The sequence below is a fragment of the Comamonas sp. w2-DMI genome (assembly GCF_040187735.1).
In the GTDB taxonomy this organism is placed as follows: Bacteria; Pseudomonadota; Gammaproteobacteria; order Burkholderiales; family Burkholderiaceae_C; genus Comamonas; species Comamonas terrae.
Window position 1 is genome coordinate 100814 of sequence record NZ_JBANEL010000004.1, and the last position, 21218, is coordinate 122031.

General features: G+C 62.7%; 19 protein-coding genes. 5 read left to right on the forward strand and 14 right to left on the reverse strand.

Going from position 1 to position 21218, the window contains the following annotated elements:
- The first annotated feature begins 67 nt into the window (after window positions 1–67).
- Window positions 68–1186 (forward strand): non-hydrolyzing UDP-N-acetylglucosamine 2-epimerase, encoded by a 1119-nt coding sequence (wecB, locus tag V8Z74_RS06225; RefSeq protein WP_349708566.1) that lies wholly within the window; start codon window positions 68–70, stop codon window positions 1184–1186.
- Window positions 1187–1228: 42 nt separating this feature from the next.
- Here the strand turns inward: wecB and V8Z74_RS06230 are convergent, their stop codons facing one another.
- The 3 genes from V8Z74_RS06230 to glyQ all read right to left on the reverse strand — a co-directional run bounded on the left by V8Z74_RS06230 (window position 1229) and on the right by glyQ (window position 5634).
- Entirely contained in the window at window positions 1229–2323 is a 1095-nt protein-coding gene (locus V8Z74_RS06230; protein ID WP_349708567.1) for a glycosyltransferase family 4 protein, read from the reverse strand.
- A gap of 180 nt (window positions 2324–2503) precedes the next feature.
- Window positions 2504–4618, reverse strand: coding sequence for a glycine--tRNA ligase subunit beta (glyS, locus tag V8Z74_RS06235; protein ID WP_349708569.1), 2115 nt, complete (start codon window positions 4616–4618; stop codon window positions 2504–2506).
- A gap of 77 nt (window positions 4619–4695) precedes the next feature.
- On the reverse strand, window positions 4696–5634 hold the full coding sequence (gene glyQ, locus V8Z74_RS06240) for a glycine--tRNA ligase subunit alpha (RefSeq protein WP_066475974.1): 939 nt from the start codon (window positions 5632–5634) through the stop codon (window positions 4696–4698).
- Between the two features lie 398 nt (window positions 5635–6032).
- Here glyQ and V8Z74_RS06245 point away from each other — a divergent pair, with 398 nt between their 5' ends.
- Window positions 6033–7145, forward strand: a complete 1113-nt coding sequence (locus V8Z74_RS06245) for an SPFH domain-containing protein (protein WP_349708571.1) — start codon at window positions 6033–6035, stop codon at window positions 7143–7145.
- A 149-nt stretch (window positions 7146–7294) separates the two neighbouring features.
- Complete coding sequence (locus V8Z74_RS06250) at window positions 7295–8389, forward strand: TFIIB-type zinc ribbon-containing protein (protein ID WP_349708663.1); 1095 nt, start codon at window positions 7295–7297, stop codon at window positions 8387–8389.
- Window positions 8390–8395: 6 nt separating this feature from the next.
- On the opposite strand, the gene V8Z74_RS06255 is transcribed toward V8Z74_RS06250, so the two are convergent.
- The 4 genes from V8Z74_RS06255 to V8Z74_RS06270 all read right to left on the reverse strand — a co-directional run bounded on the left by V8Z74_RS06255 (window position 8396) and on the right by V8Z74_RS06270 (window position 13644).
- The gene (locus V8Z74_RS06255; protein ID WP_349708573.1) at window positions 8396–9511 is read right to left on the reverse strand and encodes a TIGR03364 family FAD-dependent oxidoreductase; all 1116 of its coding nucleotides are present in this window, start codon (window positions 9509–9511) and stop codon (window positions 8396–8398) included.
- A gap of 68 nt (window positions 9512–9579) precedes the next feature.
- Window positions 9580–11364 carry a putative 2-aminoethylphosphonate ABC transporter permease subunit gene (locus V8Z74_RS06260; RefSeq protein WP_349708575.1) on the reverse strand — a complete coding sequence of 595 codons (1785 nt, stop codon included), beginning with the start codon at window positions 11362–11364 and terminating at the stop codon, window positions 9580–9582.
- A complete protein-coding gene (locus V8Z74_RS06265) occupies window positions 11361–12449 on the reverse strand; it encodes an ABC transporter ATP-binding protein (protein WP_349708576.1) in 1089 nt (362 codons plus the stop codon). The genes V8Z74_RS06260 and V8Z74_RS06265 overlap by 4 nt, the downstream gene beginning before the upstream one ends.
- A gap of 148 nt (window positions 12450–12597) precedes the next feature.
- Window positions 12598–13644: a putative 2-aminoethylphosphonate ABC transporter substrate-binding protein gene (locus V8Z74_RS06270; RefSeq protein ID WP_349708577.1), complete on the reverse strand. Its 1047-nt coding sequence runs from the start codon at window positions 13642–13644 to the stop codon at window positions 12598–12600.
- A gap of 236 nt (window positions 13645–13880) precedes the next feature.
- Here V8Z74_RS06270 and V8Z74_RS06275 point away from each other — a divergent pair, with 236 nt between their 5' ends.
- Entirely contained in the window at window positions 13881–14747 is an 867-nt protein-coding gene (locus V8Z74_RS06275; protein WP_349708578.1) for a LysR substrate-binding domain-containing protein, read from the forward strand.
- Window positions 14748–14769: 22 nt separating this feature from the next.
- On the opposite strand, the gene rfbC is transcribed toward V8Z74_RS06275, so the two are convergent.
- From rfbC to V8Z74_RS06300, 5 genes are read right to left on the reverse strand one after another with little or no spacing between them, the layout of a single operon-like run.
- Window positions 14770–15327: a dTDP-4-dehydrorhamnose 3,5-epimerase gene (gene rfbC / locus V8Z74_RS06280; protein WP_349708579.1), complete on the reverse strand. Its 558-nt coding sequence runs from the start codon at window positions 15325–15327 to the stop codon at window positions 14770–14772.
- The gene (rfbA, locus tag V8Z74_RS06285) at window positions 15324–16211 is read right to left on the reverse strand and encodes a glucose-1-phosphate thymidylyltransferase RfbA (protein ID WP_349708580.1); all 888 of its coding nucleotides are present in this window, start codon (window positions 16209–16211) and stop codon (window positions 15324–15326) included. Before rfbA ends, rfbC begins: the two co-directional genes overlap by 4 nt.
- Before the next feature lie 28 nt (window positions 16212–16239).
- Window positions 16240–17136, reverse strand: coding sequence for a dTDP-4-dehydrorhamnose reductase (gene rfbD / locus V8Z74_RS06290; protein ID WP_349708581.1), 897 nt, complete (start codon window positions 17134–17136; stop codon window positions 16240–16242).
- Window positions 17133–18215, reverse strand: a complete 1083-nt coding sequence (gene rfbB, locus V8Z74_RS06295; protein WP_349708582.1) for a dTDP-glucose 4,6-dehydratase — start codon at window positions 18213–18215, stop codon at window positions 17133–17135. The genes rfbD and rfbB overlap by 4 nt, the downstream gene beginning before the upstream one ends.
- Before the next feature lie 52 nt (window positions 18216–18267).
- Window positions 18268–19044, reverse strand: a complete 777-nt coding sequence (locus tag V8Z74_RS06300; RefSeq protein WP_349708583.1) for a type III pantothenate kinase — start codon at window positions 19042–19044, stop codon at window positions 18268–18270.
- Window positions 19045–19220: 176 nt separating this feature from the next.
- On the opposite strand from V8Z74_RS06300, the gene lysM reads away from it, so the two are divergent.
- Window positions 19221–19697, forward strand: coding sequence for a peptidoglycan-binding protein LysM (gene lysM, locus V8Z74_RS06305; protein WP_066475946.1), 477 nt, complete (start codon window positions 19221–19223; stop codon window positions 19695–19697).
- Window positions 19698–19758: 61 nt separating this feature from the next.
- Here lysM and V8Z74_RS06310 read toward each other — a convergent pair whose 3' ends face one another.
- Window positions 19759–20184, reverse strand: coding sequence for a rhodanese-like domain-containing protein (locus V8Z74_RS06310; RefSeq protein WP_066475942.1), 426 nt, complete (start codon window positions 20182–20184; stop codon window positions 19759–19761).
- Window positions 20185–20253: 69 nt separating this feature from the next.
- Complete coding sequence (locus V8Z74_RS06315; protein WP_349708584.1) at window positions 20254–21204, reverse strand: M48 family metallopeptidase; 951 nt, start codon at window positions 21202–21204, stop codon at window positions 20254–20256.
- Between the last annotated feature and the right edge of the window lie 14 nt (window positions 21205–21218).

Sequence of the window (21218 nt, forward strand, 5' to 3'; positions counted from 1 at the left end):
TGCACCTATAAGAATATTTTCTTATAAAAATGCATGGCAGCCAGCCCTATTTCTTAAGGATTCTTTAATGAAAGTTTTGTGTGTTTTTGGCACGCGCCCCGAAGCTATCAAGATGGCTCCGCTAGTCAAGGCTTTAGCTTCAGCACAGGGCATACAAGCACGTACCTGCGTGACAGGGCAGCACAGGCAAATGCTCGATCAGGTATTGGAATTGTTTGAAATCGTTCCAGAATACGACTTGCAGGTGATGCAGCCACGACAAACACTCACCATGGTGACAAGTCAAATATTGCTTGGCATGCAATCTGTATTGGAGGATTTCCGCCCTGATCTGGTTCTGGTGCACGGGGACACGGCAACCACATTCGCAGCCACGCTATCCGCCTTTTATGTGAAAATTCCAGTAGGACATGTGGAGGCCGGTTTACGAACTGGAGATCTTTATTCACCTTGGCCCGAAGAAGCCAATCGCTGCCTCACTGGAAAGCTTGCACACTGGCACTTTGCCCCCACCCAGCAGACCCGAGAAAATCTGTTGCAGGAAGGAGTACCCGATACCCGGATTGTGGTGACTGGCAATACAGTGATCGATGCTCTTTTGATGACCGAAAAAAAACTACAAGAAAATAGTTCCTTACAGCAAAAGCAGCAGCATAATTTTGGCTTCTTAAGGCCCGAATCACGCATGGTATTGATTACGGGACACCGAAGAGAGAATTTCGGCGGTGGCTTCGAACGCATTTGCGAAGCAATTTCACTACTTTCCCAAAAGCATCCCGACGTAGATTTTGTCTACCCTGTCCATTTAAATCCACAAGTACGCGAACCAGTCAATCGTTTGCTCAGCAAGCAAAATAATATTCATCTTATCGAACCTCAAGACTATCTACCATTTGTTTACTTAATGGGACGCAGTCATATTATCTTGACGGATTCCGGCGGAATTCAAGAAGAAGCTCCGTCGTTAGGGAAACCGGTTTTGGTAATGCGCGATACTACCGAGCGCCCTGAAGCCGTACAAGCCGGTACAGTAAGGTTGGTTGGTACAGAGGTAAATACAATATTTGAGAACGTTCATAGCTTGCTAACCGATGATGTACTGCATCATTCCATGGCTGTAGCACACAATCCCTATGGAGATGGAAAAGCCTGCGAACGTATCGTTCAATTTCTACAGAGAATTTAAAATAATCTCAATTGCAAAGGGGCAATCTTGCCCCTTTATCAATTAATCTCTCCAACTTGGAAGTTTGAAACGAACGATAGCCAAATAAGCCACTATATATAGCAAAACAAACATCAAGCAACACAACATTAGCAGCCAGCTGGTACGCCAAAATAAAATGGCAGGCACCACGGTCAACAAAGTAACTCCCCAAAGATAGGGCGAAGTTCGGTTATTGCGTATTAGCATTTCCTCGGCTTCATTTTCACTATCAAGAACCACTCTCACCAAACGCCGATATATCAATTGATGCAAATGCAAAGCATCGGCCATTCCAGGAGATTGTCCACGAACCTTTTTTCGGTAGATGGAAAATAAAGTTTCAGATACCGGGTAACACAGCAACAGCATAGGAAACCACGGAGATACCGATGGATGGTGTGCAACTAGAGCCACGCACCCATATGCTATGACCAAACCCCACAGATAAGCGCCGCCATCTCCGGCAAATATTTTTCCATGAGGGTAATTCCAGACAAGGAATCCAGCGGTCACGCCAACCAGTACAACCATAACTGCTGCCAGTTGCCTATCTCCCAATTGCAACGCAACGTGCACCAAAGCGAGACTGATGAGCACAGCAACCATGCCAGCCAGCCCGTTGTATCCGTCAATGATATTGAAAGCGTGAGGCAATCCGCCAATCGCCAGAACAGCAATCCCCATACCAATCACGGGGAATGCGGCCAACCCTGCGTCCAAAAAAGGTAAGTCCAAGCGAACAATACGCAGGTCAGCCGCATAACAAACAGCTAAAGCACAAAGCAGCGTAACTGTCAGCCGAATACGTACAGATATGCGCTGAGTTAAATCTTCAAGAATCCCACATAGAATTGCCGGAGATAAAAGTACCAAGGGTAAAAAAACCTCCCTATAACGAGCCGATATATTTAAATGACTTCCCATTGCTGACAGTACTAAACAGCAAACCAGTAAGGAAGCCAACATACCTACCCCTCCGAGTCTAGGTACATGTCCTTTATGAAAGCGCTGTGGCATATCGCTACCATAGCGATGTACGTGTGTTCTGGCATGCCATATAAGCCATGCCATGCATGAAGAGGAAAGGACAAATCCTAAAAAAAAAATGGTAATCATGCAATCATGAGTTAAAACTATTCCACATTGATCAGTGATTTTTCTAATTCTTTAGAAAATAGTAAAAATCCATTTACACCACTGAATTATGCCGTTTGCCGCAAAAGCCTTCGTTGCACATTTTTCTTTAAAAACAAAAAGAGGGCATGTGCAGGCGTACTGCACATGCCAGTGCCAATATCAAACAGCCAGCTTCGCCAAATCCGCGACCCGGTTCATGGCCTCATGCAACGTGGCCAGCAAGCCCAGGCGGTTGGCCTTGAGCGCAGGATCTTCGGCATTGACCATCACATGCTCGAAGAAAGCATCGACCGGGGCGCGCAATGCTGCCAGGGTTTGCAGGCTGGCGGTGTAATCACCTGCTGCAAATTGTTGCTGCGCCTTGGGCGCCACGGCCTGCAAGGCGGTATAGAGGTCTTTTTCGGCCTGCTCGGCCAGCAGCGCTTCGTTGACCTGCGCGCTCACGGCGGCTTCGGCCTTCTTGAGGATATTGCCCACGCGCTTGTTGGCCGCGGCCAGGGCCGGTGCCTCGGGTAGCGCGGCGAAGGCGCGCACGGCTTCCAGGCGTTTTTGCACGTCGGACAGGCGCTGGGGCTGCAGGGCCAGCACAGCCTCCACTTCCTGGGCGCTGTAGCCTTGCTCGCGGAACATGTTGGCCAGGCGGTCGTAGATGAATTCGACCAGCTGCGGCGTGGCGTCCTGGATCTTGTCGCCAAATGCCGGCAGCGTGCTGACCAGCAGGGTTTCCAGGTCCAGCGGCAAATCTTTTTCGACCAGCATGCGGATCACGCCCAGCGCATGGCGGCGCAGCGCGAAGGGGTCGCGGTCGCCGGTGGGCAGGTTGCCGATGCCGAACATGCCGACCAGGGTTTCGAGCTTGTCGGCCAGGGCCACGATCACGCCCACGTCGCCGCGCGGCAGTTCGTCGCCGGCAAAGCGGGGCTTGTAGTGGTCTTCGATGGCGTCGGCCACGGCCGTGGCGAGCTGGTCGTTCTGGGCGTAATAGCGGCCCATGATGCCTTGCAGCTCGGGGAACTCGCCCACCATGTCGGTCACGAGGTCGGTCTTGGCCAGCATGGCGGCCTGATCGGCCAGACGGCCCAGCTCCGGATTGCCCAGCTGCTGGGCAATCGTCTTGGCAATGGCTCGCACACGCTGCACGCGCTCACCCTGGGTGCCGAGCTTGTTGTGGTAGACCACCTTGTCCAGCAGCTCCACGCGGCTGGCCAGGGTCTTCTTGCGGTCCTGGTCGAAGAAGAACTTGGCGTCGGCCAGGCGCGGGCGCACCACGCGCTCGTTGCCGCCAACCACGGCCGAGGCGTCCTGCGGCTGGATGTTGCTGACCACCAGGAACCGGTTGGTGAGCTTGCCGTTGGCGTCCAGCAGCGGGAAGTACTTCTGGTTGGCCTTCATGGTCAGGATCAGGCATTCCTGCGGCACGTCCAGGAACTCCTTCTCAAATTCGCAGACCAGCACGTTGGGGCGCTCGACCAGGGCCGTCACCTCGTCCAGCAGCGCTTCGTCCTCGATGGCACGAACGCCACCACCCACGCGTTCGGCCGCGGCCTGCAACTGGCGCGCGATCTCGGCACGGCGCTCGGTAAAGCTGGCGATCACGGCACCCTCCTCGCGCAGCTGTTCGGCATAGCTGTCCGCATCATGGATGACCACGGGATCAACGGCCGCCTCGAAGCGATGGCCGTGCGTGGCGGGGCCGGCCGTCAGGCCCAAGGCCTTGACTCCGATCAGCACCTGGGTGCCGTGCAGCACCACGAGGCCGTGTGCGGGGCGCACGAAGTTGACGCTGGTCCAGCCGTCGGCCAGCTGGTAGCGCATGACCTTGGGAATGGGCAGCCTGGCAATGGCTTCGTCCAGCGCCTTCTGCACGCCGTCGGTCAGTTGCACGCCCTTGACAGTGGATTCATAGAACAGGGCTTCGGCCTTGCCCTCGCCCTGGCGCTTGAGCTGGGCCACGGCCGATTCGTCGGCGCCGATGGCAGCCAGCTTCTTGAGCAGCGCGGGCGTGGGCTTGCCCTCGGCGTCCAGGCCCACGGAAACGGGCATGAGTTTTTGCGAAACGGCCTTGTCCTGACCCTGCGGCAGCACTTCGGTGATGTGGGCGGCCAGGCGGCGCGGCGAGGCATAGGCCGTCAGGCGCGCTTCGCTGGAAGCCAGCAGGCCCTGGGCCTTGAGCTGATCAAACAGCACGCTGGCAAAGGCGTCGCCCAGCTTTTGCAGCGCCTTGGGCGGCAGCTCTTCGACAAACAGTTCAACCAGGAGATTCGATGCGTTCATGATATTTTGATAGCTGCCAGGGCTTGAGTGACGGGGCCAGCAGCTGAAATGACTGTAGATCGGTTGTTTGGCGGATTTCAGGCGGCCTTCTTGCCCTGCTGCTCGGCGGCCTTGGCCAGTTCGGCCAGCACTTCGTCGGCATGCGCCCTGGAGGCCATGGGGAAGCCCAGGCGCGCGCGGCTGTCCAGGTAGCTCTTGCCCACGGCACGGGCCAGGTTGCGGATGCGGGCGATGTAGGCGGCGCGCTCGGTCACCGAGATGGCGCCGCGTGCATCCAGCAGGTTGAAGGTGTGGGCGGCCTTGAGCACCTGCTCATAGGCAGGCAGCGCCAGCTCGGCGGCGATGAGCTTGTTGGCCGTTTCCTCGTGGGCGCCGAAGGCGCTGAACAGGAAGTCGGCGTTGGAGTGCTCGAAGTTGTAGGTGGACTGCTCCACCTCGTTCTGGTGGTAGACGTCGCCGTAGGAGAGGCCGTCGGTCCAGGTCAGGTTGTAGACGTTGTCCACGCCCTGCAGGTACATGGCCAGACGCTCCAGGCCGTAAGTGATCTCGCCGGTGGCGGGCTTGCAGTCGATGCCGGCGACCTGCTGGAAGTAGGTGAACTGGGTCACTTCCATGCCGTTGAGCCAGACTTCCCAGCCCAGGCCCCAGGCGCCCAGCGTGGGGTTCTCCCAGTCGTCTTCCACGAAGCGGATGTCGTTCTTCTTGAGGTCGAAGCCCAGGGCCTCGAGCGAGCCCAGGTACAGCTCCAGGATGTTGTCAGGCGCTGGCTTGAGGACCACCTGGAACTGGTAGTAATGCTGCAGGCGGTTGGGGTTCTCGCCGTAGCGGCCGTCCTTGGGGCGGCGGCTGGGCTGCACGTAGGCGGCCTTCCAGGGCTCGGGGCCGATGGCACGCAAAAAGGTGGCGGTGTGCGAGGTACCGGCGCCCACTTCCATATCGTAGGGCTGGAGCAGCGCGCAGCCCTGATCGGCCCAGTAGGACTGCAGTTTCAGAATGATTTGTTGGAAGGTCAGCATGACTAAAGTACGTTCGCGGCCCAGGCACCGGCCTGTCGCGTTGTTCGGTATTTGAATATCTGGAATATCGGCGGCGCAAAGCCGCGTAAACGGCAATTCTAAGTCTGAGGCCCCTGGGCCGACGCACAGCGTCTGTGCAGCCCCACAGCCCGGTTTTTTTCCTTGAAGCCGCTTGGGGCGGGGATTTCAGCGTTTTGCAATGAAAACGGAAGCTGCTTGCGCATGGCTGCACTGGCTTTCGGGGCTGTTGATACCCGGATCCCATAACTGCCAAGCGCCTGCCGCTCACTTTTTTACAATTGCGCGCCGCGGCCGGCTCACCGCAATAAAGTGTCGCCATGGTTGCCCCCTAGAATGCCCCATTCACCTTGCGTGGACATCTACATCCGGAGCCCGTCATGAACCTGATGAACATCATCACCAAGCAACTGATCGAAATCATCGAATGGACCGATGATTCGCGCGACACGCTGTCCTACCGCTGGCCCGATGACGACAAGGAAATCAAGAACGGCGCCCAGCTCATCGTGCGCGAGTCGCAGCAGGCGCAGTTCGTCTCCACCGGCCAGTTCGCCGATCTGTTCGGCCCCGGCAAGCATTCGCTGACCACGCAGAACATTCCCATCCTGTCCACCATCCAGGGCTGGAAGTACGGCTTCAACTCGCCGTTCAAGTGCGACATCTACTTCATCAACACGCGCCTGTTCACCGGCAACAAATGGGGCACGTCCAACCCCATCATGATGCGCGACAAGGATTTCGGCGTGGTGCGCCTGCGCTCCTTCGGCACCTACGACTTCCGCATCGTGGAGCCGGCCAAGTTCCTCAAGGAAGTGGCCGGCACGGACCAGAACTTCCGCCTCGACGAATTCGCCGACACCATGCGCTCGCGCATCGTCAGCGTGTTCTCCGAAGCCCTGGCCAAAGCCCAGGTGCCGGCCCTGGACGTGGCCCAGCGCTATGGCGAGCTCGGCGACGCGCTGCTGCAGCTGATCAACCCGGCCATGACCGACAAGTACGGCCTGGAGATCACCAGCTTCATCCTGGAAAACGTTTCCGTGCCGCCCGAGGTGGAGCAGGCCATCGACAAGCGCTCCAGCATGGGCGCCATCGGCAACCTCAACGACTACGTCAAGTACCAGATGGGCCAGGCCATGGCCAATGGCGGCGAAGGCGCGGCCGCGGCCGCCATGCCGGCCACCATGGCCATGGGCTTCGGCATCGCCCAGGAGATGATGAAGAGCATGCAGGGCGGTGCCGCAGGCGCTCCTTCCACAGGAGCAGGTGCCGCAGATCCCTTCTCGCCTGCAGCCGCACAGGCCGCGCAAACCCAGGCGGCACCGGCGGCAGCTGCGATACAGGTATTGACACCCGCCCAGGCCGCCCAGGCGCTGGGCGTGAGCGAGGCCGACGTGCTGGCCGAAATCCAGGCCGGCAACCTCAAGGCGCGCCAGATCGGCAGCCAGTGGCGCATCGCCCAGAGCGCGCTGGATGAGTTTTTACGCGGCTGACCCTCCCCGCCGTTTGAGCCCCTGCGGCGCCAGGCCCCGGTCTGGCGCCGCGCCTCGTTGTACTGGACGATACCGTGAGCGCGCCCGCCCCCTCCTCTTCCTCCAACTCTTCCGCCGGCTCCACCTGGGATGCGGTCGCCGCGCCCGCCATGGTGCGCAAGCACCCCTGTCCTGAATGCGGCGCCAACCTCGAGTGGAATGCCAAGGCCCAAGCCCTCAAATGCCCTTATTGCGGCACCGTTGTTCCCTGGAGCGAGGAGACCCGCGAGGAGCTGGGCCGCGAGGTGGTGGAGCAGGATCTGGCCGAAGCCTTGCGCAACCCTGCCACCGGCCGCGGCTGGGGAGCCGAGGAGCGCTATGAAGTGCAGTGCCAGAACTGCCGGGCCATCTCGGTTTTCCTGGACCGCAAGGTGGCCCAGCGCTGCGAGTTCTGCGGCTCGCCGGCCATTGTCGCGCACGAGGAGCGCAGCGACGCCATCACGCCGCAAAGCATTCTGCCGTTCAAGATCAGCGACGGGCAGATCCGCGACCGCATCCGCCAGTGGTACGGCAGCCGCTGGTTCGCCCCCAACCGGCTCAAGAGCGCCGCGCTGACGGATACGCTGCACGGCGTCTACCTGCCCTACTGGACCTTCGATGCCCACGCCGCCGCCCAATGGTGGGCCGAGGCCGGGTATTACTACTACACCACGGAAACCTACCGCGACAGCAACGGCAACACCCAGACGCGGCAGGTGCAGCATGTGCGCTGGGAGCCGGCCTCGGGCAGCCTGCAGCATTTCTTCGACGACGAACTGGTGCCCGGCACCGTGGGCGTGCAGCCGCAGCTGCTGCGCCAGGTGGAACCCTTTCCCACCACCACCGACCTCAAGCCCTATACGCCGGAGTTCGTGCGCGGCTGGACGGTGGAGCGCTACCAGGTGGACCTGTCCCGGGCCGCCCAGCTCAACGAAGAGGACATGGACGGCCAGCTGCGCAGCCTGTGCGCGCGCGAGGTGCCGGGCGACACCATGCGCAATCTGCAGGTGCAGCGCCAGTACACGGGCCGCACCTTCAAGCACATCCTGGTGCCGGTCTGGCTGGTGGGCTATACCTACGGCAGCAAAACCTACCAGATCGTGGCCAACGGCTACACAGGCCAGATCGCGGGCGAACGGCCCTACAGCTGGGTGAAGATCGCCTTCGCCGTGCTGGCCGTGATCCTGCTCATCGTGGTGCTGGCACCGCTGTTCGTACAGCAGTAGTAAGCCCTACCAGGCCTTCCACACTTCCTCGGCCAGGCCGAAGGCCGTGCTGGCGCCCGAGCCGCCGGTGACGGCCACCACGCGCGTGGCGTCGTCCGGGGCCTTGACCATGCAGGGCACCTCGGGCGATGAGGGATAGATGCCCACCCAGCGCTCGACCACGCGGGCGTCCTGCACATGCAGCGCCTCGTTCATGTGGCGCAGCATCAACTGGTCGACCTCGTCGCTGGCAAACGGCTGCGGGGCCGCGCCGTAATGGTGGGAATCGCCCACTACCAGCGAGCCGTCGGCGCTCTGCACGGCGATCAGATGAATGCCGTGGGCCAGGCTCTCGGCCTCGTCCCGCTGCAGTTCGGCGCGCAGCGCCGCCGCTTCGGGCAGTTCGCTGTAGCCTTCATAGCGCACCATGCTCAGGTCGCCCATGACCGAGCCCTGCAGCGCAAAGCCCGCCTGCGGCCGCACGCGCAGCATCTGCAGCTGGCAAAGGCGCACGCCGTCGTTTTTCCATTCGCCCGCGAACAGGCCGCCCGGGTCGGCGTTGTTGCAGACCGCCACGCGCTCGCCATGGTAGGTGGCGCGCGAGGTGACCACGCGCGGCGTGGCCACTTCGAGCACGGCTTCGCTGAAGGCGAAATCCACGCCCAGCGCCTGCTGCAGCCAGCACGCCAGCAGCGGTATGGCCGTGCGCGATTCCACGCGCAGCTCATGCGGGCTGTAGAGCACGGATTGCAGGCCCTCCGTGCGCAATGCCGGGTGGCGCCGCGCGGCCTGGGCGGGGGTCAGCAGCTCGCAGCCCTCGCCCATCTCGGTGCGCATGAAGGCCTGGACCACGGCCGCGGCGGCCGGGCGGCGTGCCGTCAGCCAGAGGCCCTGGTGCACGACCTCGATGCCGGCCTGGGGTGCGATCTGCGCCCAGACCTCGCGCGAGCGCATGGCGCGGCGCCAGTGGTCCCCGGAGCGCTGGCCGGTGACGGTGACAAAGCCGAAATTGCGGATGGAGGCGCCCAGGCAGGCGGCATCACGCTCGATCACCAGCACGGATCTGCCATTGCGGGCCGCGGTATAGGCGTGGGCCAAGCCGACAATACCGGCCCCCACCACGATCAGGTCGTAGTTCTTCATGTCGTTGGAAATGGGAAAAGAGGAAGGCGGAGCCGGGGCCGTGTGGGCGTCCCCGGTCCGATGCAGAGTCAGCGCTGGCGCCAGTGCTGGGTGCGCTTTTGCATCCAGGCGTCGAGCCAGGCGATCAGCAGCCGGCCGGTAGCGGCCGTGGCGAAGATCAGCGTGGCCATGGCGGCGGCAGGAGCGATGTCGCCCGCGTCGTCCATGGCCAGCACGGCCACCGAGGCCAGCGTGGTCTCTGGCGAGTACAGGAACACCACGGCCGAGACCGTGGTCATGGCGTTGACGAAGAAATAGCCGGCCACCTGCATCACTGCCGGCAGGCACACCGGCAGATGCACGCGCCACAGCAGCGACCAGAACGGCACGCCCATGGAATCGGCCACGCGCTCGTACTCGACGTCCAGCTGCTGCAACGCCGTCAGCTGCGTGATGTGGGCCACCGAGAAGAAGTGCGCCACCGAGCACAGCACCAGGATGGACAGGCTGCCGTACAGGAAGTTCAGCGGATTGCCGCCGGCATTGAAGAACAGGATGTAGCCCAGGCCCAGGGCCAGGCCCGGCACCGCCATGGGCAGCGTGGCCACGGCATGCAGCCACTGGCGCGTGCGCCGCCAGCCCGATGGCTTGGCCACCAGATAGGCCGAGACAAAGCTCAGCAGCGCGCCCAGCACGGCGGTGGCCGTGGCCATGCGCAGCGAATTGCCGTAGCTGGCCCAGCCGCCGCCGTCCATCATGTCGAACCGGTAGTTCTTCAGGCTCAGGCCGAGGTTATAGGGCCAGAAGCTGACCAGCGAGGCCAGCACGGCCGTGCCCATCACGGCCAGCATGGCCAGCGCAACCAGGCTGCAATAGGCGAGCAGCGCGCGGTCCAGCGGCGCATGGGGCTGGGGCGCAAGCGGTACCGCGCGCACGGCCATGGAGGCCGCCTGGCGTGCGCGCAGATGGCGCTCGGCCGCAAGGGCCAGGCCCGCGGGCACCAGCAGCAGCATGGCCACCACGGCGCCCATGGACAGGTTCTGCTGGCCTATGACCTGCTTGTAGATGTCGGTGGCCAGCATCTGCGTGTTGCCGCCGATGACCTTGGGCACGCCGAAGTCCGTGACCACCAGCACGAAGACCACGATCCAGGCGATCATCAGCCCGTAGCGGCTGGCCGGCAGCGTGACCTGGCAGAAGCTGCGCCAGCGGCCCGCGCCCAGCGTGGCCGCGGCCTCGTACAGGCGTGCATCGCCCGAAGCCAGCGTGGTGCACAGAATCATCAGCGCATGCGGAAACGTCCACAGCACCGAACCCGCGATGATGCCGAACGGGCCGTAGGCCGTGCCGCCCATCAGCCAGCTCTTGAGCAGGCCCTGGGCGCCGAACAGGTAGATCAGGCTGATGGCCATGAGCAGCGACGGCGCCAGCAGCGGCACCAGGGCCACGGCGCGGAACAGGCGCGCCAGCGGCATGCAGCTGCGCGTGATGCCGTAGGCATAGACATAGGCCAGGGTCACGCACAGCGTGCTGCTGACAGCCGACAGCCACAGGCTGTTGAACAGGGACCGGCCCACGCCGGGCATCCGCACATAGGCCAGATATTGGGCCCCCCCCGAAAAGCTGCCGTCCGCCGACAGAAAGCTGTGGCCGAGCAACGCACCCACCGGCAAGGCAATGGCCGCCAGCAGCACGCCCAGCATGCCCAGCAGCAGCGCGCCCAGCCAGACATGCTCCCAATGGAGAGCGCGATGGCGCGGCCTGGCCGGCCCTGATGGCTGGCGGGTGCGAGCCGGCTCTTCGCGCTCCGGCACAGCGGTCGCAGCCAGGCTGCCCACTGCGGCGTTGATGGCGGTCATGGGCAAGGAATTCATGCAGCCCTCCGCAAGCTGGCCTGGGAAAGCTCCGGAGCTGCCAGCGGCTGCAAGGCAGCCGCTGGCAGCTCGAGCAGCACCTCGCCCTGCAGCCAGTCCGGCAGCCTGGCATCGTGGCGCAACGGCCATTGCGCATCGATCTGGCACTGCAGAGCAGGGCAGAAGACGCGCACCAGGGCCATGGGGCCGAGGAAGGAGGTCTCGACCACGCGCGCCCGGAACAGATTGGGCAGCGCCGCGGGCTGAGCCGGGTGCAGTACCACGCTCTCGGGGCGTACGCCCACCAGCAGGGCGTCCCCGGGCGCAAAGCCCCGGGTGCGGCAGTCCACCCTCGTTTCGCCTACGTGCACCACGTCGCCGCTGCCGGCCACGGCGGGCAGAAGATTCATGCGGCCCACAAAGCCGGCTGCAAAGCGGCTGGCCGGCTGGGCATAGAGCTGTTCGGGCGAGCCCTGCTGCTCGATGCGCCCCTGGTGCATGAGCACCACGCGGTCGGCCATGGACAGGGCCTCCTCCTGGTCATGCGTGACCATGATGGAGGCAATGCCCAACTGGCGCTGCAGCCGGCGGATTTCGCTGCGCAACTCGGTACGCACCTGGGCATCCAGGGCCGACAGCGGCTCGTCGAGCAGCAACAGGCGTGGCTGCGGCGCCAGTGCGCGCGCCAGCGCAATGCGCTGCTGCTGGCCACCCGAGAGCTGCGTCGGATAGCGCTGGGCCTGGGCCGAGAGGCCCACAAGGGCCAGCATTTCCTGCACCCGCTCCCGAACCCGGGCCGCAGGCAGGCCCTTGAGGCCGAAGGCCACGTTCTGCGCGGCCGTCAGATTGGGAAACAGTGCATAGCTCTGGAACACCACGCCAAAGCCGCGTCGCGCGGCCGGCCAGCGGGTGATGTCATCCCCCAGGAACAGGATGCGGCCTTCGTCCGCCTGCTCGATGCCGCACAGAATGCGCAGCAGCGTGGTCTTGCCGCAGCCGGACGGCCCCAGCAGGCTCACGAACTCGCCCGCCTCCACCGACAGGGCAATGCCGCGCAGCACGGGGGTTTCCTTGTACTGCTTGGCGATTTGGTCTATGCGCAGCATGTGCATCTTTCAACGGGCAAGAAATAGGTGGCGCGCTCCAAGCCAGAGACAGCGAGCAAGGGCCGCCCCGCAGCGAAGCTGTCGTCCCCCTCCCATAGCGCGAAGCGCATAGAGAGAGGGGGAAGGCGCGCAGCGCCTCAGGGGGTGCTTACTTTTTTTCAGCCTTCGCTTCGTAGCGTCGGCTCCACTCGGCCAGGATGCGCTCGCGGTGGGCGGCAGCCCAGTTGAAATCGTTCCTGGCCAGCAGGGACTCAAGGTTGGCGGGGATGAACTCCAGCTTTTCCTGGGCCTCCGGCAGGGCCAGCACGGCAAAGTTGGCCGCGTAGAGCCTGTTGGCCTCGGGCGTCACGGACCAGTCGGCCAGCACCTTGGCAGCCTCCTGCTTCTTGCTGGACTTCATGATGGCCGTGGCTTCCACGTCCCAGCCCAGGCCTTCCCTGGGAAAGATGATGTCTATGGGCGCACCGTCCTTCTTGGTCTTGCTGGCGCGGTATTCGAAGCTCAGGCCTACGGGAAACTCGCCCGCGCCGGCCTGGCGGCAGGGCTTGGAGCCGCTGTGGGTGTAGACGCCGATGTTCTGGTGCAGCGCGTCCATATAGGCCCAGCCTTTTTCCTCGCCCATGATCTGCAACCAGGCAGCCACCATCAGATAGCCTGTGCCGCTGGAGGCCGGATGGGGCATGGTGATGCTTCCCTTGTATTCGGGCCGGGTCAGATCGGCCCAGCTGGCTGGCGTGCTCAGCTTGCGCTTGCCAGCCTCCACGGTGTTGAAGCATACGGCCGAGGACCACAGGTCCATGCCCACCCAGGTGGGGGTGGCCTGCGGATCGCGCATATTGGCGCGGACCTTGCCCAGATTCCTCGGCGCATAGGGCTGGAGCATGCCCTGCTTGTCCAGCAGCATCAGCGAGGTGGCTGCCACGCCCCAGATCACGTCGGCCTGCGGGTTGGCCTTTTCGGCCAGCAGGCGGGCCGTGATGATGCCGGTGCTGTCGCGCACGAACTTGAGCTCGATCTCGGGATGGGCTTTTTCGAAGGCAGTCTTGTAAGCCTTGATCTGGTCGGCCTCCAGGGCCGAATAGACCAGCAGCTCGGTCTTGGCGGCATGGGCCGCAGAGGCCAGGCCCAGCAGGGTGCAAGCCGCAGCAGCGGCCAGGGTGAAGCGGCGAGACCAGGAAACAACAGCGTGGCGCATGGCAGACAGTCCAATCAACGGCAAAAGTGAATCAGCCACAAAGGCCAAGCCTTCATGGGTTGCTGGAACTGTAGGAACCCGGTGTGAAACTGCCGTGTCACGGAACTGAAATTTCCGAAGGGCGGCATTGGAAAATTTGGGTGCTTTGCCGCACCAAAATGTCATTCGGCCTGCTGCGGCGAATCACAATCGGCGTACGGCTGTCCCACCCATGCAGCAACACCGTCACGACGCCCATGTTTGTCACACAGCTCAAATCATTTTTCTGGACCGCGCGTCTGGGCAGCATCACCCAGGCGGCAAGGCAGCTGGGACTGAGCCAGCCCACGGTCACGGCGCAGATCAAGGCGCTGGAAGAACTTTACGAAGTGGAGCTGTTTGCGCGCCAAAGCGGACGCCTTGCCATTACGGACGCGGGCCTGCGCCTGCTGCCGCAGATCGAGCAATTGCTGTTGCAGACGGCTCAGGTGGAGGCTTCGCTGCGCCAGTCCGGCGACATAGGACAGGGCTGCCTGCGCATCGGCGCCACTGCGCCGTTCTATGTGCTGGACATCATCCATCGCTATCAGCAGCGGTTTCCCCGGGTGGATATCAGCATCGTGAACGGCAATTCGCGGCAGATGATCCAGGCTCTCTTCGAATACCAGGTGGATCTCGCCACATCCTCTCACCTGGACGCCGACCCGCGCCTGAGCAGAATCGAACTGGGACAGGACCCTCTGGCCCTGGTGGTCCATCGCCTCCACAAGCTGGCATCCCGGCCTTCGGTCCCGGTCGAGTCCCTTGCCCACGAGACCCTGATCCTGCGCGAGCGCGGCTCGATGACGCGCCAGCTCACCGAACAGATGCTGGCCACCGCCGAAGTGGTGCCGCAGCGCATTTTCGAGATCGCCAGCCGCGAAGCCATACGCGAGGCCGTGATACGCAATATGGGCATCAGCGTGTTTGCCCGGCATGAGGCCTCCGCCCATCCGGAACTGGTCATTCTCCCCCTAGAGGGAGCCGTGCCGAGGCTGCCCGAGTATCTCTATTGCCTGCGCGAGCGCCGCGCAGCTGGGCTCATTGAGGGCTTTCTGACGCTGTCGCAGCAACGGCAGGCCTGAAGTGAAGCAGGCCTGCGCCTTGTCAGCGCGCAGCGAAAACCTCGGCATCCTTGAGCAAAGGCTGCCTGGTGTCTTTGTCCGAGAGCACGAATTCCATGCCCAGGTCGGGCCACTGGATGCCGATCTGCGGATCGTTCCACAGAATGCCCCGGTCCGACTGGGGGGCGTAATAGGCCGTCGTCTTGTAGAGGAAATCAGCCGTTTCGCTGAGCACCACAAAGCCATGGGCAAACCCCGGGGGAATCCAGAGCTGCTTGTGGTTTTCCGCCGTCAGCTCGACCCCCACCCATTTGCCGAAAGTGCCTGAGCCTTGGCGGATATCCACGGCGACATCGAAGACAGCGCCGCTGGCCACCCGCACCAGCTTGCCCTGTGCATGCGGGTCCAGCTGATAATGCAGGCCGCGCAAAACACCGCGGCTTGAACGGCTGTGGTTGTCCTGGACAAAGTCCAGGCAGGTGCCGGTGGCTTCATTGAATGCCTGCTGATTGAAGCTTTCCATGAAAAAGCCGCGGGCATCGCCGAACACCCTGGGCTCGATGACAAGCACATCCGCAATGGCCGTGGGAGTCACTTTCATCGCACACCGCCTTTCAGGCACTGCATCAAATACTTGCCATAGCCGTTCTTGAGCAGAGGCTGGGCCAGCTTCTCCAGCCGCGCCGAATCGATCCAGCCGCTGCGATAGGCGATCTCTTCCGGGCACGAAACCTTCAGGCCCTGGCGTTGCTCCAGCGTGGCGATGAACTGGCCCGCCTCCAGCAGACTGTCATGGGTTCCCGTATCCAGCCAGGCATAGCCGCGGCCCATGAGCTGTACGTTCAGCTGGGCCTGCTCCAGGTACAGCCGGTTGAGGTCCGTGATCTCCAGTTCACCGCGCGGCGAGGGCTGGAGCGACTTGGCCAGACCCACGACCTGGCTGTCGTAGAAGTACAGGCCCGTGACGGCATAGTTGGATTTGGGCTGGGCGGGCTTTTCCTCCAGCGACAGTACCTTGCCCTGAGCATCGAATTCGGCCACGCCATAGCGTTCGGGATCGTGTACGTGATAGGCGAACACAGTGGCGCCCGCCTGCTGGGCGCTGGCCTTCTGGAGCAGCGGCTGGAAGTCATGGCCGTAGAAGATGTTGTCGCCCAGCACCAGGGCGCTGGGAGCACCATCGAGGAACTGTTCGCCGATCAGAAAAGCCTGGGCCAGCCCGTCCGGGCTGGGCTGCACGGCATATTGCAGACTCAGGCCCCACTGGCTGCCGTCGCCCAGCAATTGCTCGAAGCGCGGCGTGTCCTGGGGCGTGCTGATGATGAGGATGTCGCGGATGCCCGCCAGCATCAGGGTGCTGAGCGGGTAATAGATCATGGGCTTGTCGTAGATGGGCAGCAACTGCTTGCTGATGGCCAGCGTGGCCGGATGCAGGCGCGTGCCGGAACCGCCAGCCAGGATGATGCCTTTGCGTGCTTGGGTCATGAGAAGTCAGGAATTCAGGAGGTTCGGATTAGAGGATTTCATGCAGCATGCGGGCCACGCCCTGCTGCCAGTGCGGCAGGTTCAGGCCAAAGGTGGACTGCAGCTTGCGCGTATCCAGGCGCGAGTTGTGCGGGCGGCGGGCCGGCGTGGGAAAGGCGCTGGTGGGGACGGCCCGGATTTGCGCGGCCTTGATGGCCAAGGCAGGCTGTATCTGGCGGGCCTGCTCGATCACATAGGCGGCGTAGGCGTTCCAGGTGGTTTCGCCCTCAGCCACGCAGTGGTACAGGCCGCCGTCTTCGGGATGCAGGCGCAGATGCCGGATGGCATGGGCCGTCACGTCGGCCAGCAGATCGGCACCGGTGGGTGCGCCCCACTGGTCGTCGATGACGGACAGGCTGTCGCGCTCCTGGGCCAGGCGCAGCATGGTCTTGGCAAAGTTGCCGCCGCGCGCCGCATAGACCCAGCTGGTGCGCAGGATCAGGTGCGTGCCGCCGGCCTGGCGGATGCGCTGCTCGCCTTCGAGCTTGGTGCGGCCATAGACAGAAAGCGGTCCCGTGGCATCGCCTTCCTGCCAGGGCACGGTGCCGCTGCCGTCGAATACGTAGTCGGTGCTGTAGTGAACGAAGAGCGCGCTCAGTCGCGCAGCCTCCTGGGCCAGCAGGCCGGGCACGGTGGCATTGATCTGCCGCGCCAGCTCGGGCTCGCTCTCGGCCTTGTCCACAGCCGTGTGGGCCACGGCATTGACGATGACATCGGGGCGCACGGAGCGCACGGCATCCACCACGCCTTCAGGCCTGGTGAAGTCGCCGCACAGCCCGCTGCCTTCTCCCGCGCGGCCCAGCGCCACCACTTCGCCAAGCGGCGCCAGGCTGCGCTGCAGTTCCCAGCCGACCTGGCCGCCTTTGCCCAGCAGCAGGATCTTCATGCCGCCGCTGCCTGCCCGCTCTGCGGGGCATATTGCTTCTGCACCCATTCGCGGTAGGCACCCGACTGCACATTGGCCACCCATTGCGGATTGTCGAGATACCACTGCACGGTCTTGCGGATGCCGGTCTCGAAGGTTTCGGCCGGCTTCCAGCCCAGTTCGCGCTCGAGCTTGCGCGCATCGATGGCATAGCGGCGGTCATGGCCGGGGCGATCGGTCACATAGGTGATCTGCTCGACATAGGACTTGCCGTCCTCGCGCGGCCGCATTTCGTCGAGCAGCCCGCATACGGTCCGGACGATGTCGATATTGGCCTTTTCGTTCCAGCCGCCCACGTTGTAGGTGTCGCCGAGTTTGCCGGCCTCCAGCACGCGGCGGATGGCGCTGCAATGGTCGCGCACATACAGCCAGTCGCGCACCTGCATGCCGTCGCCATAGATGGGCAGCGGCTTGCCGGCCAGGGCGTTGACGATCATCAGCGGAATGAGCTTTTCGGGAAAATGCAGCGGACCATAGTTGTTGCTGCAATTGGTGGTCAGCACCGGCAGGCCGTAGGTATGGTGCCAGGCGCGCACCAGGTGGTCGCTGGCCGCCTTGCTGGCCGAATACGGGCTGTTGGGCTCGTAGTTGTGCTCTTCGGTAAAGGCCGGATCGCTGGGTGCCAGCGTGCCGTAGACCTCGTCGGTGGAAACGTGCAGAAAGCGAAATGCTTCCTTCTCAGGAGCATTCAGCGCTTGCCAGTATTGCCGTACAGCCTCCAAAAGCCTGAAGGTTCCGACCACATTGGTCTGGATGAAATCCTCGGGGCCATGAATGGAGCGGTCCACATGGCTTTCTGCGGCGAAGTTCACCACGGCACGCGGCCGGTGCTCGGCCAGCAGGGCGGCAAGGACGGCACTGTCGCCGATGTCGGCCTGCACAAAGCGGTGGCGCGCATCGCCCTGCAGGCTGGAGAGGTTCTGCAGATTGCCGGCATAGGTGAGCTTGTCGATATTGACGACGGGCTCGCCCGTCTGCTCCACCCAGTCCAGCACGAAATTGGCGCCGATAAAGCCTGCGCCGCCAGTAACAAAAATCATAGATAAGTTCTTCTCAAAATGCCGGATAGGCGGTGGAATGAAGCCGCTTCCTCTAGGCTTTCCAGCGCTGTCCAGCCATCACCAGCAGACCATCAAAAATCAGGTTATTCAGAAGCTGGAAGGGACGGGTCATGCTGGGCGACATTTTCCAGCCGGCACCGCCAGCCATGATGCACATGGGCTCGGCTCGGCAATGATCAGCCAGATGCTGGTACATGCGCTCGACGGCTCCCGCGATCGCATAGGTCCCTCCGCTGGTCAGCGCATCGCTGGTGTTCTTGGGAAAGCGCTTCACTTCGCCCGTAGGCACATGCAGGCCGGCCGTACCACCCTCCAGGGCACGCAGCATGATGCCATGACCGGGAAGGATCAGGCCGCCGAGAAAGTTGCCATCTGCATCCAGCGCATCCACCGTGACGGCCGTTCCCACCATCACCACGATTAGAGGACGCTGCGCGCCCTGCACCAGCATATGGTGGCGCGCGCCGATCATGGCAACCCAGCGATCGGCGCCCAGACGGGACGGATGGTCGTAACCATTGCTGACACCTGCCTCGGAGATCGAGGGCACCACCCACTGCGGCTGGACATCCCAGCCCAGCATCATCTCGATCTGATCGTGCACACGCCGCTTGGCCGCATCGCCGGCAACAACACAGCCCAGCATGCGATCCGGAGCCGGCAAACCCGCCCAGGCACCCTCCGCCAGGCGCTCGATATGCTCCAGGAATTCCGCACCATGGGCCAGCAGCGCCGCACCGGGACGGTGATCGTCGTATATGGCCCACTTCAAACGGGTGTTGCCAATGTCTATGGCCAAAAATGTCATGCGGCGGATTATCGAGATTTTTGCGCTGCCCCATCACAGCGCTTTCACATTCATGACACCGAGCCCGGAAATTGTTAAACATTCCCCAGAGGCAGCCGTCCTGCAGGACTGGATGCCTGTTTGTCGGTACATTGGACTCTCCCCTCGTCTTTCCACCACCTTAAGGAGATCAATCCATGGGTCTGTTCAGTTTCATCAAGGAAGCCGGTGAAAAGCTGTTTGGCGGCAGCGATGCACATGCCGCCACTCCTGCATCGCAGGACGATCTCAATGCCAAGGCCGCCCAGGCCATTGCCACCTACATCAATACCCAGAACCTGGGTGTTTCGGATCTGAAGGTGCAGTTCGATGGCTCGCAGGGCAAGGTCACCGTGCAAGGTACCGCACCCACGCAGGCTGCCAAGGAAAAAGTGACCCTGTGCTGCGGCAATGTGGCCAATGTACAGTCCGTCGACAACCAGATGACGGTCACCAATCCTGAACCCGAGGCTCAGTACCACGATGTGGTGCGCGGCGACACGCTGTCGGCGATTGCCAAGAAATACTACGGCGATGCCAACAAGTATCCTGCCATCTTCGAGGCCAACAAGCCCATGCTGACCAGCCCCGACAAGATCTATCCGGGGCAGAAGCTGCGCATTCCGGCGCTGTAAGCCGGTGCTCTGCTGAGACAAGCCAGACAAAGCGGTCTGGCTTTTTTCAAGGGTGCCAACGCTACTGCGTCCAGGGCAGGCCGCGCTTGCGCCAGCCCCCGAGGCGGCCTCTCTGGCCGTTGGCATCCACGTCGCCTTCGAAACCCTCCAGGATGTTGAAAGCCTCGATGCCCATGCTGGCGGCGCGCTGGGCCGCCGCCACCGAACGCACGCCGCTGCGGCACAGCAGCACGAGCTTGCGGCCCCCCTCGGCCGCCGCGCGCACCTGGGCGTCGAAGTCGGGATTCAACGCCATGCCGGGCCACTGCTTCCAGGCTGCGGCCACGGCTCCCGGCACCCGCCCCACCCATTCGCGCTCGGCATCGGTACGCACGTCCACCAGCACGGCTTCTCCAGCCTGGACCCATTGCCAGGCCAGCTCCGGAAACACATCGCCGGCATATCCCTGGGCCGGCCGTACTTCCCATAGCGCTTTCTGATCCGTCATAGTTCATCTCCTGCTGCATGAGGGCCTGCGCATCCTGGATGCACAAGTGCCTTAAACATGGACCGCACTCTACTCCCATGCAGGCAGAGGCTTGTCCTTGAGCACCTGACGCAACTGCTTCCAATGCGGCAGCACGTCCGCCACCACGGCCCAGAAGCGCGGACTGTGGTCCATGTGGCGCAGATGGGCCAGTTCGTGCACCACCACATAGTCGATCACGTCAGTGCCGTGTTGCATGAGACGCCAGTTCAGGCGAATGACACCGTCAGTATTGGCGCTGCCCCAGCGCGTGCGGGCACTGGTCAGGCGCAAGGCCCGCCATTGCACGCCCATGAGGGGTGCATGGTGCTGCAATCGGGCTGTGAAATGATTCCTCGCCTCACGCAGCATCCAGGCCTGCACGGCTGCCCGCACCTGGACGGCAGGCGCCTGCTTGCCCAAGGGCAGGCATAGGCTCTGGCTTCCGTCGGCAGACTGCTCGCGGCGGGCATGGCGGGCTCCGAGCATCCCTTCCTCATTTCCGGACAGCTCCAGCGTCATGGCCTGCCCCAGAAAATCGAGACGGCCTCCATGTGCCCAGTCAATGCACGCGGCCTGTCTGGACAGCTGTCGCTGTCCGGCTTCGCCGAGCTTGCGCGTCAGCCATCCCGCCTTGGACTGCAGCGCCTGTTCGATTTCGCGCATGCCCACCCATTGCGGCGCCGTGACGATCAGTCCCTCGGCACGCACTGCAAACCCGATGCTGCGGCGCCGCGAACGCTGCAGCAGATAGGCCACCGGCACGCCATCCAGCCTGGCCATCTGATTGGCGTCGGGATGGGAAGGCCATACAGGGGAAACTTCCGGTTCCGGCGGCCGCACGGAATCCTGCTCTAGCTCTAGCTCTTGCTCCTGATGAGCAAGCGAAGTCTCACCAGAATCCGGTGCCGATGCAAAAAGCAGCAGCTGCTTGCGCGGAATCAGGCCGCCGGCGCCATCCCCAACCGCCGGCGGCACCAGCCACTGCCAGGATGATTGCATGCGGTCCGGCATCG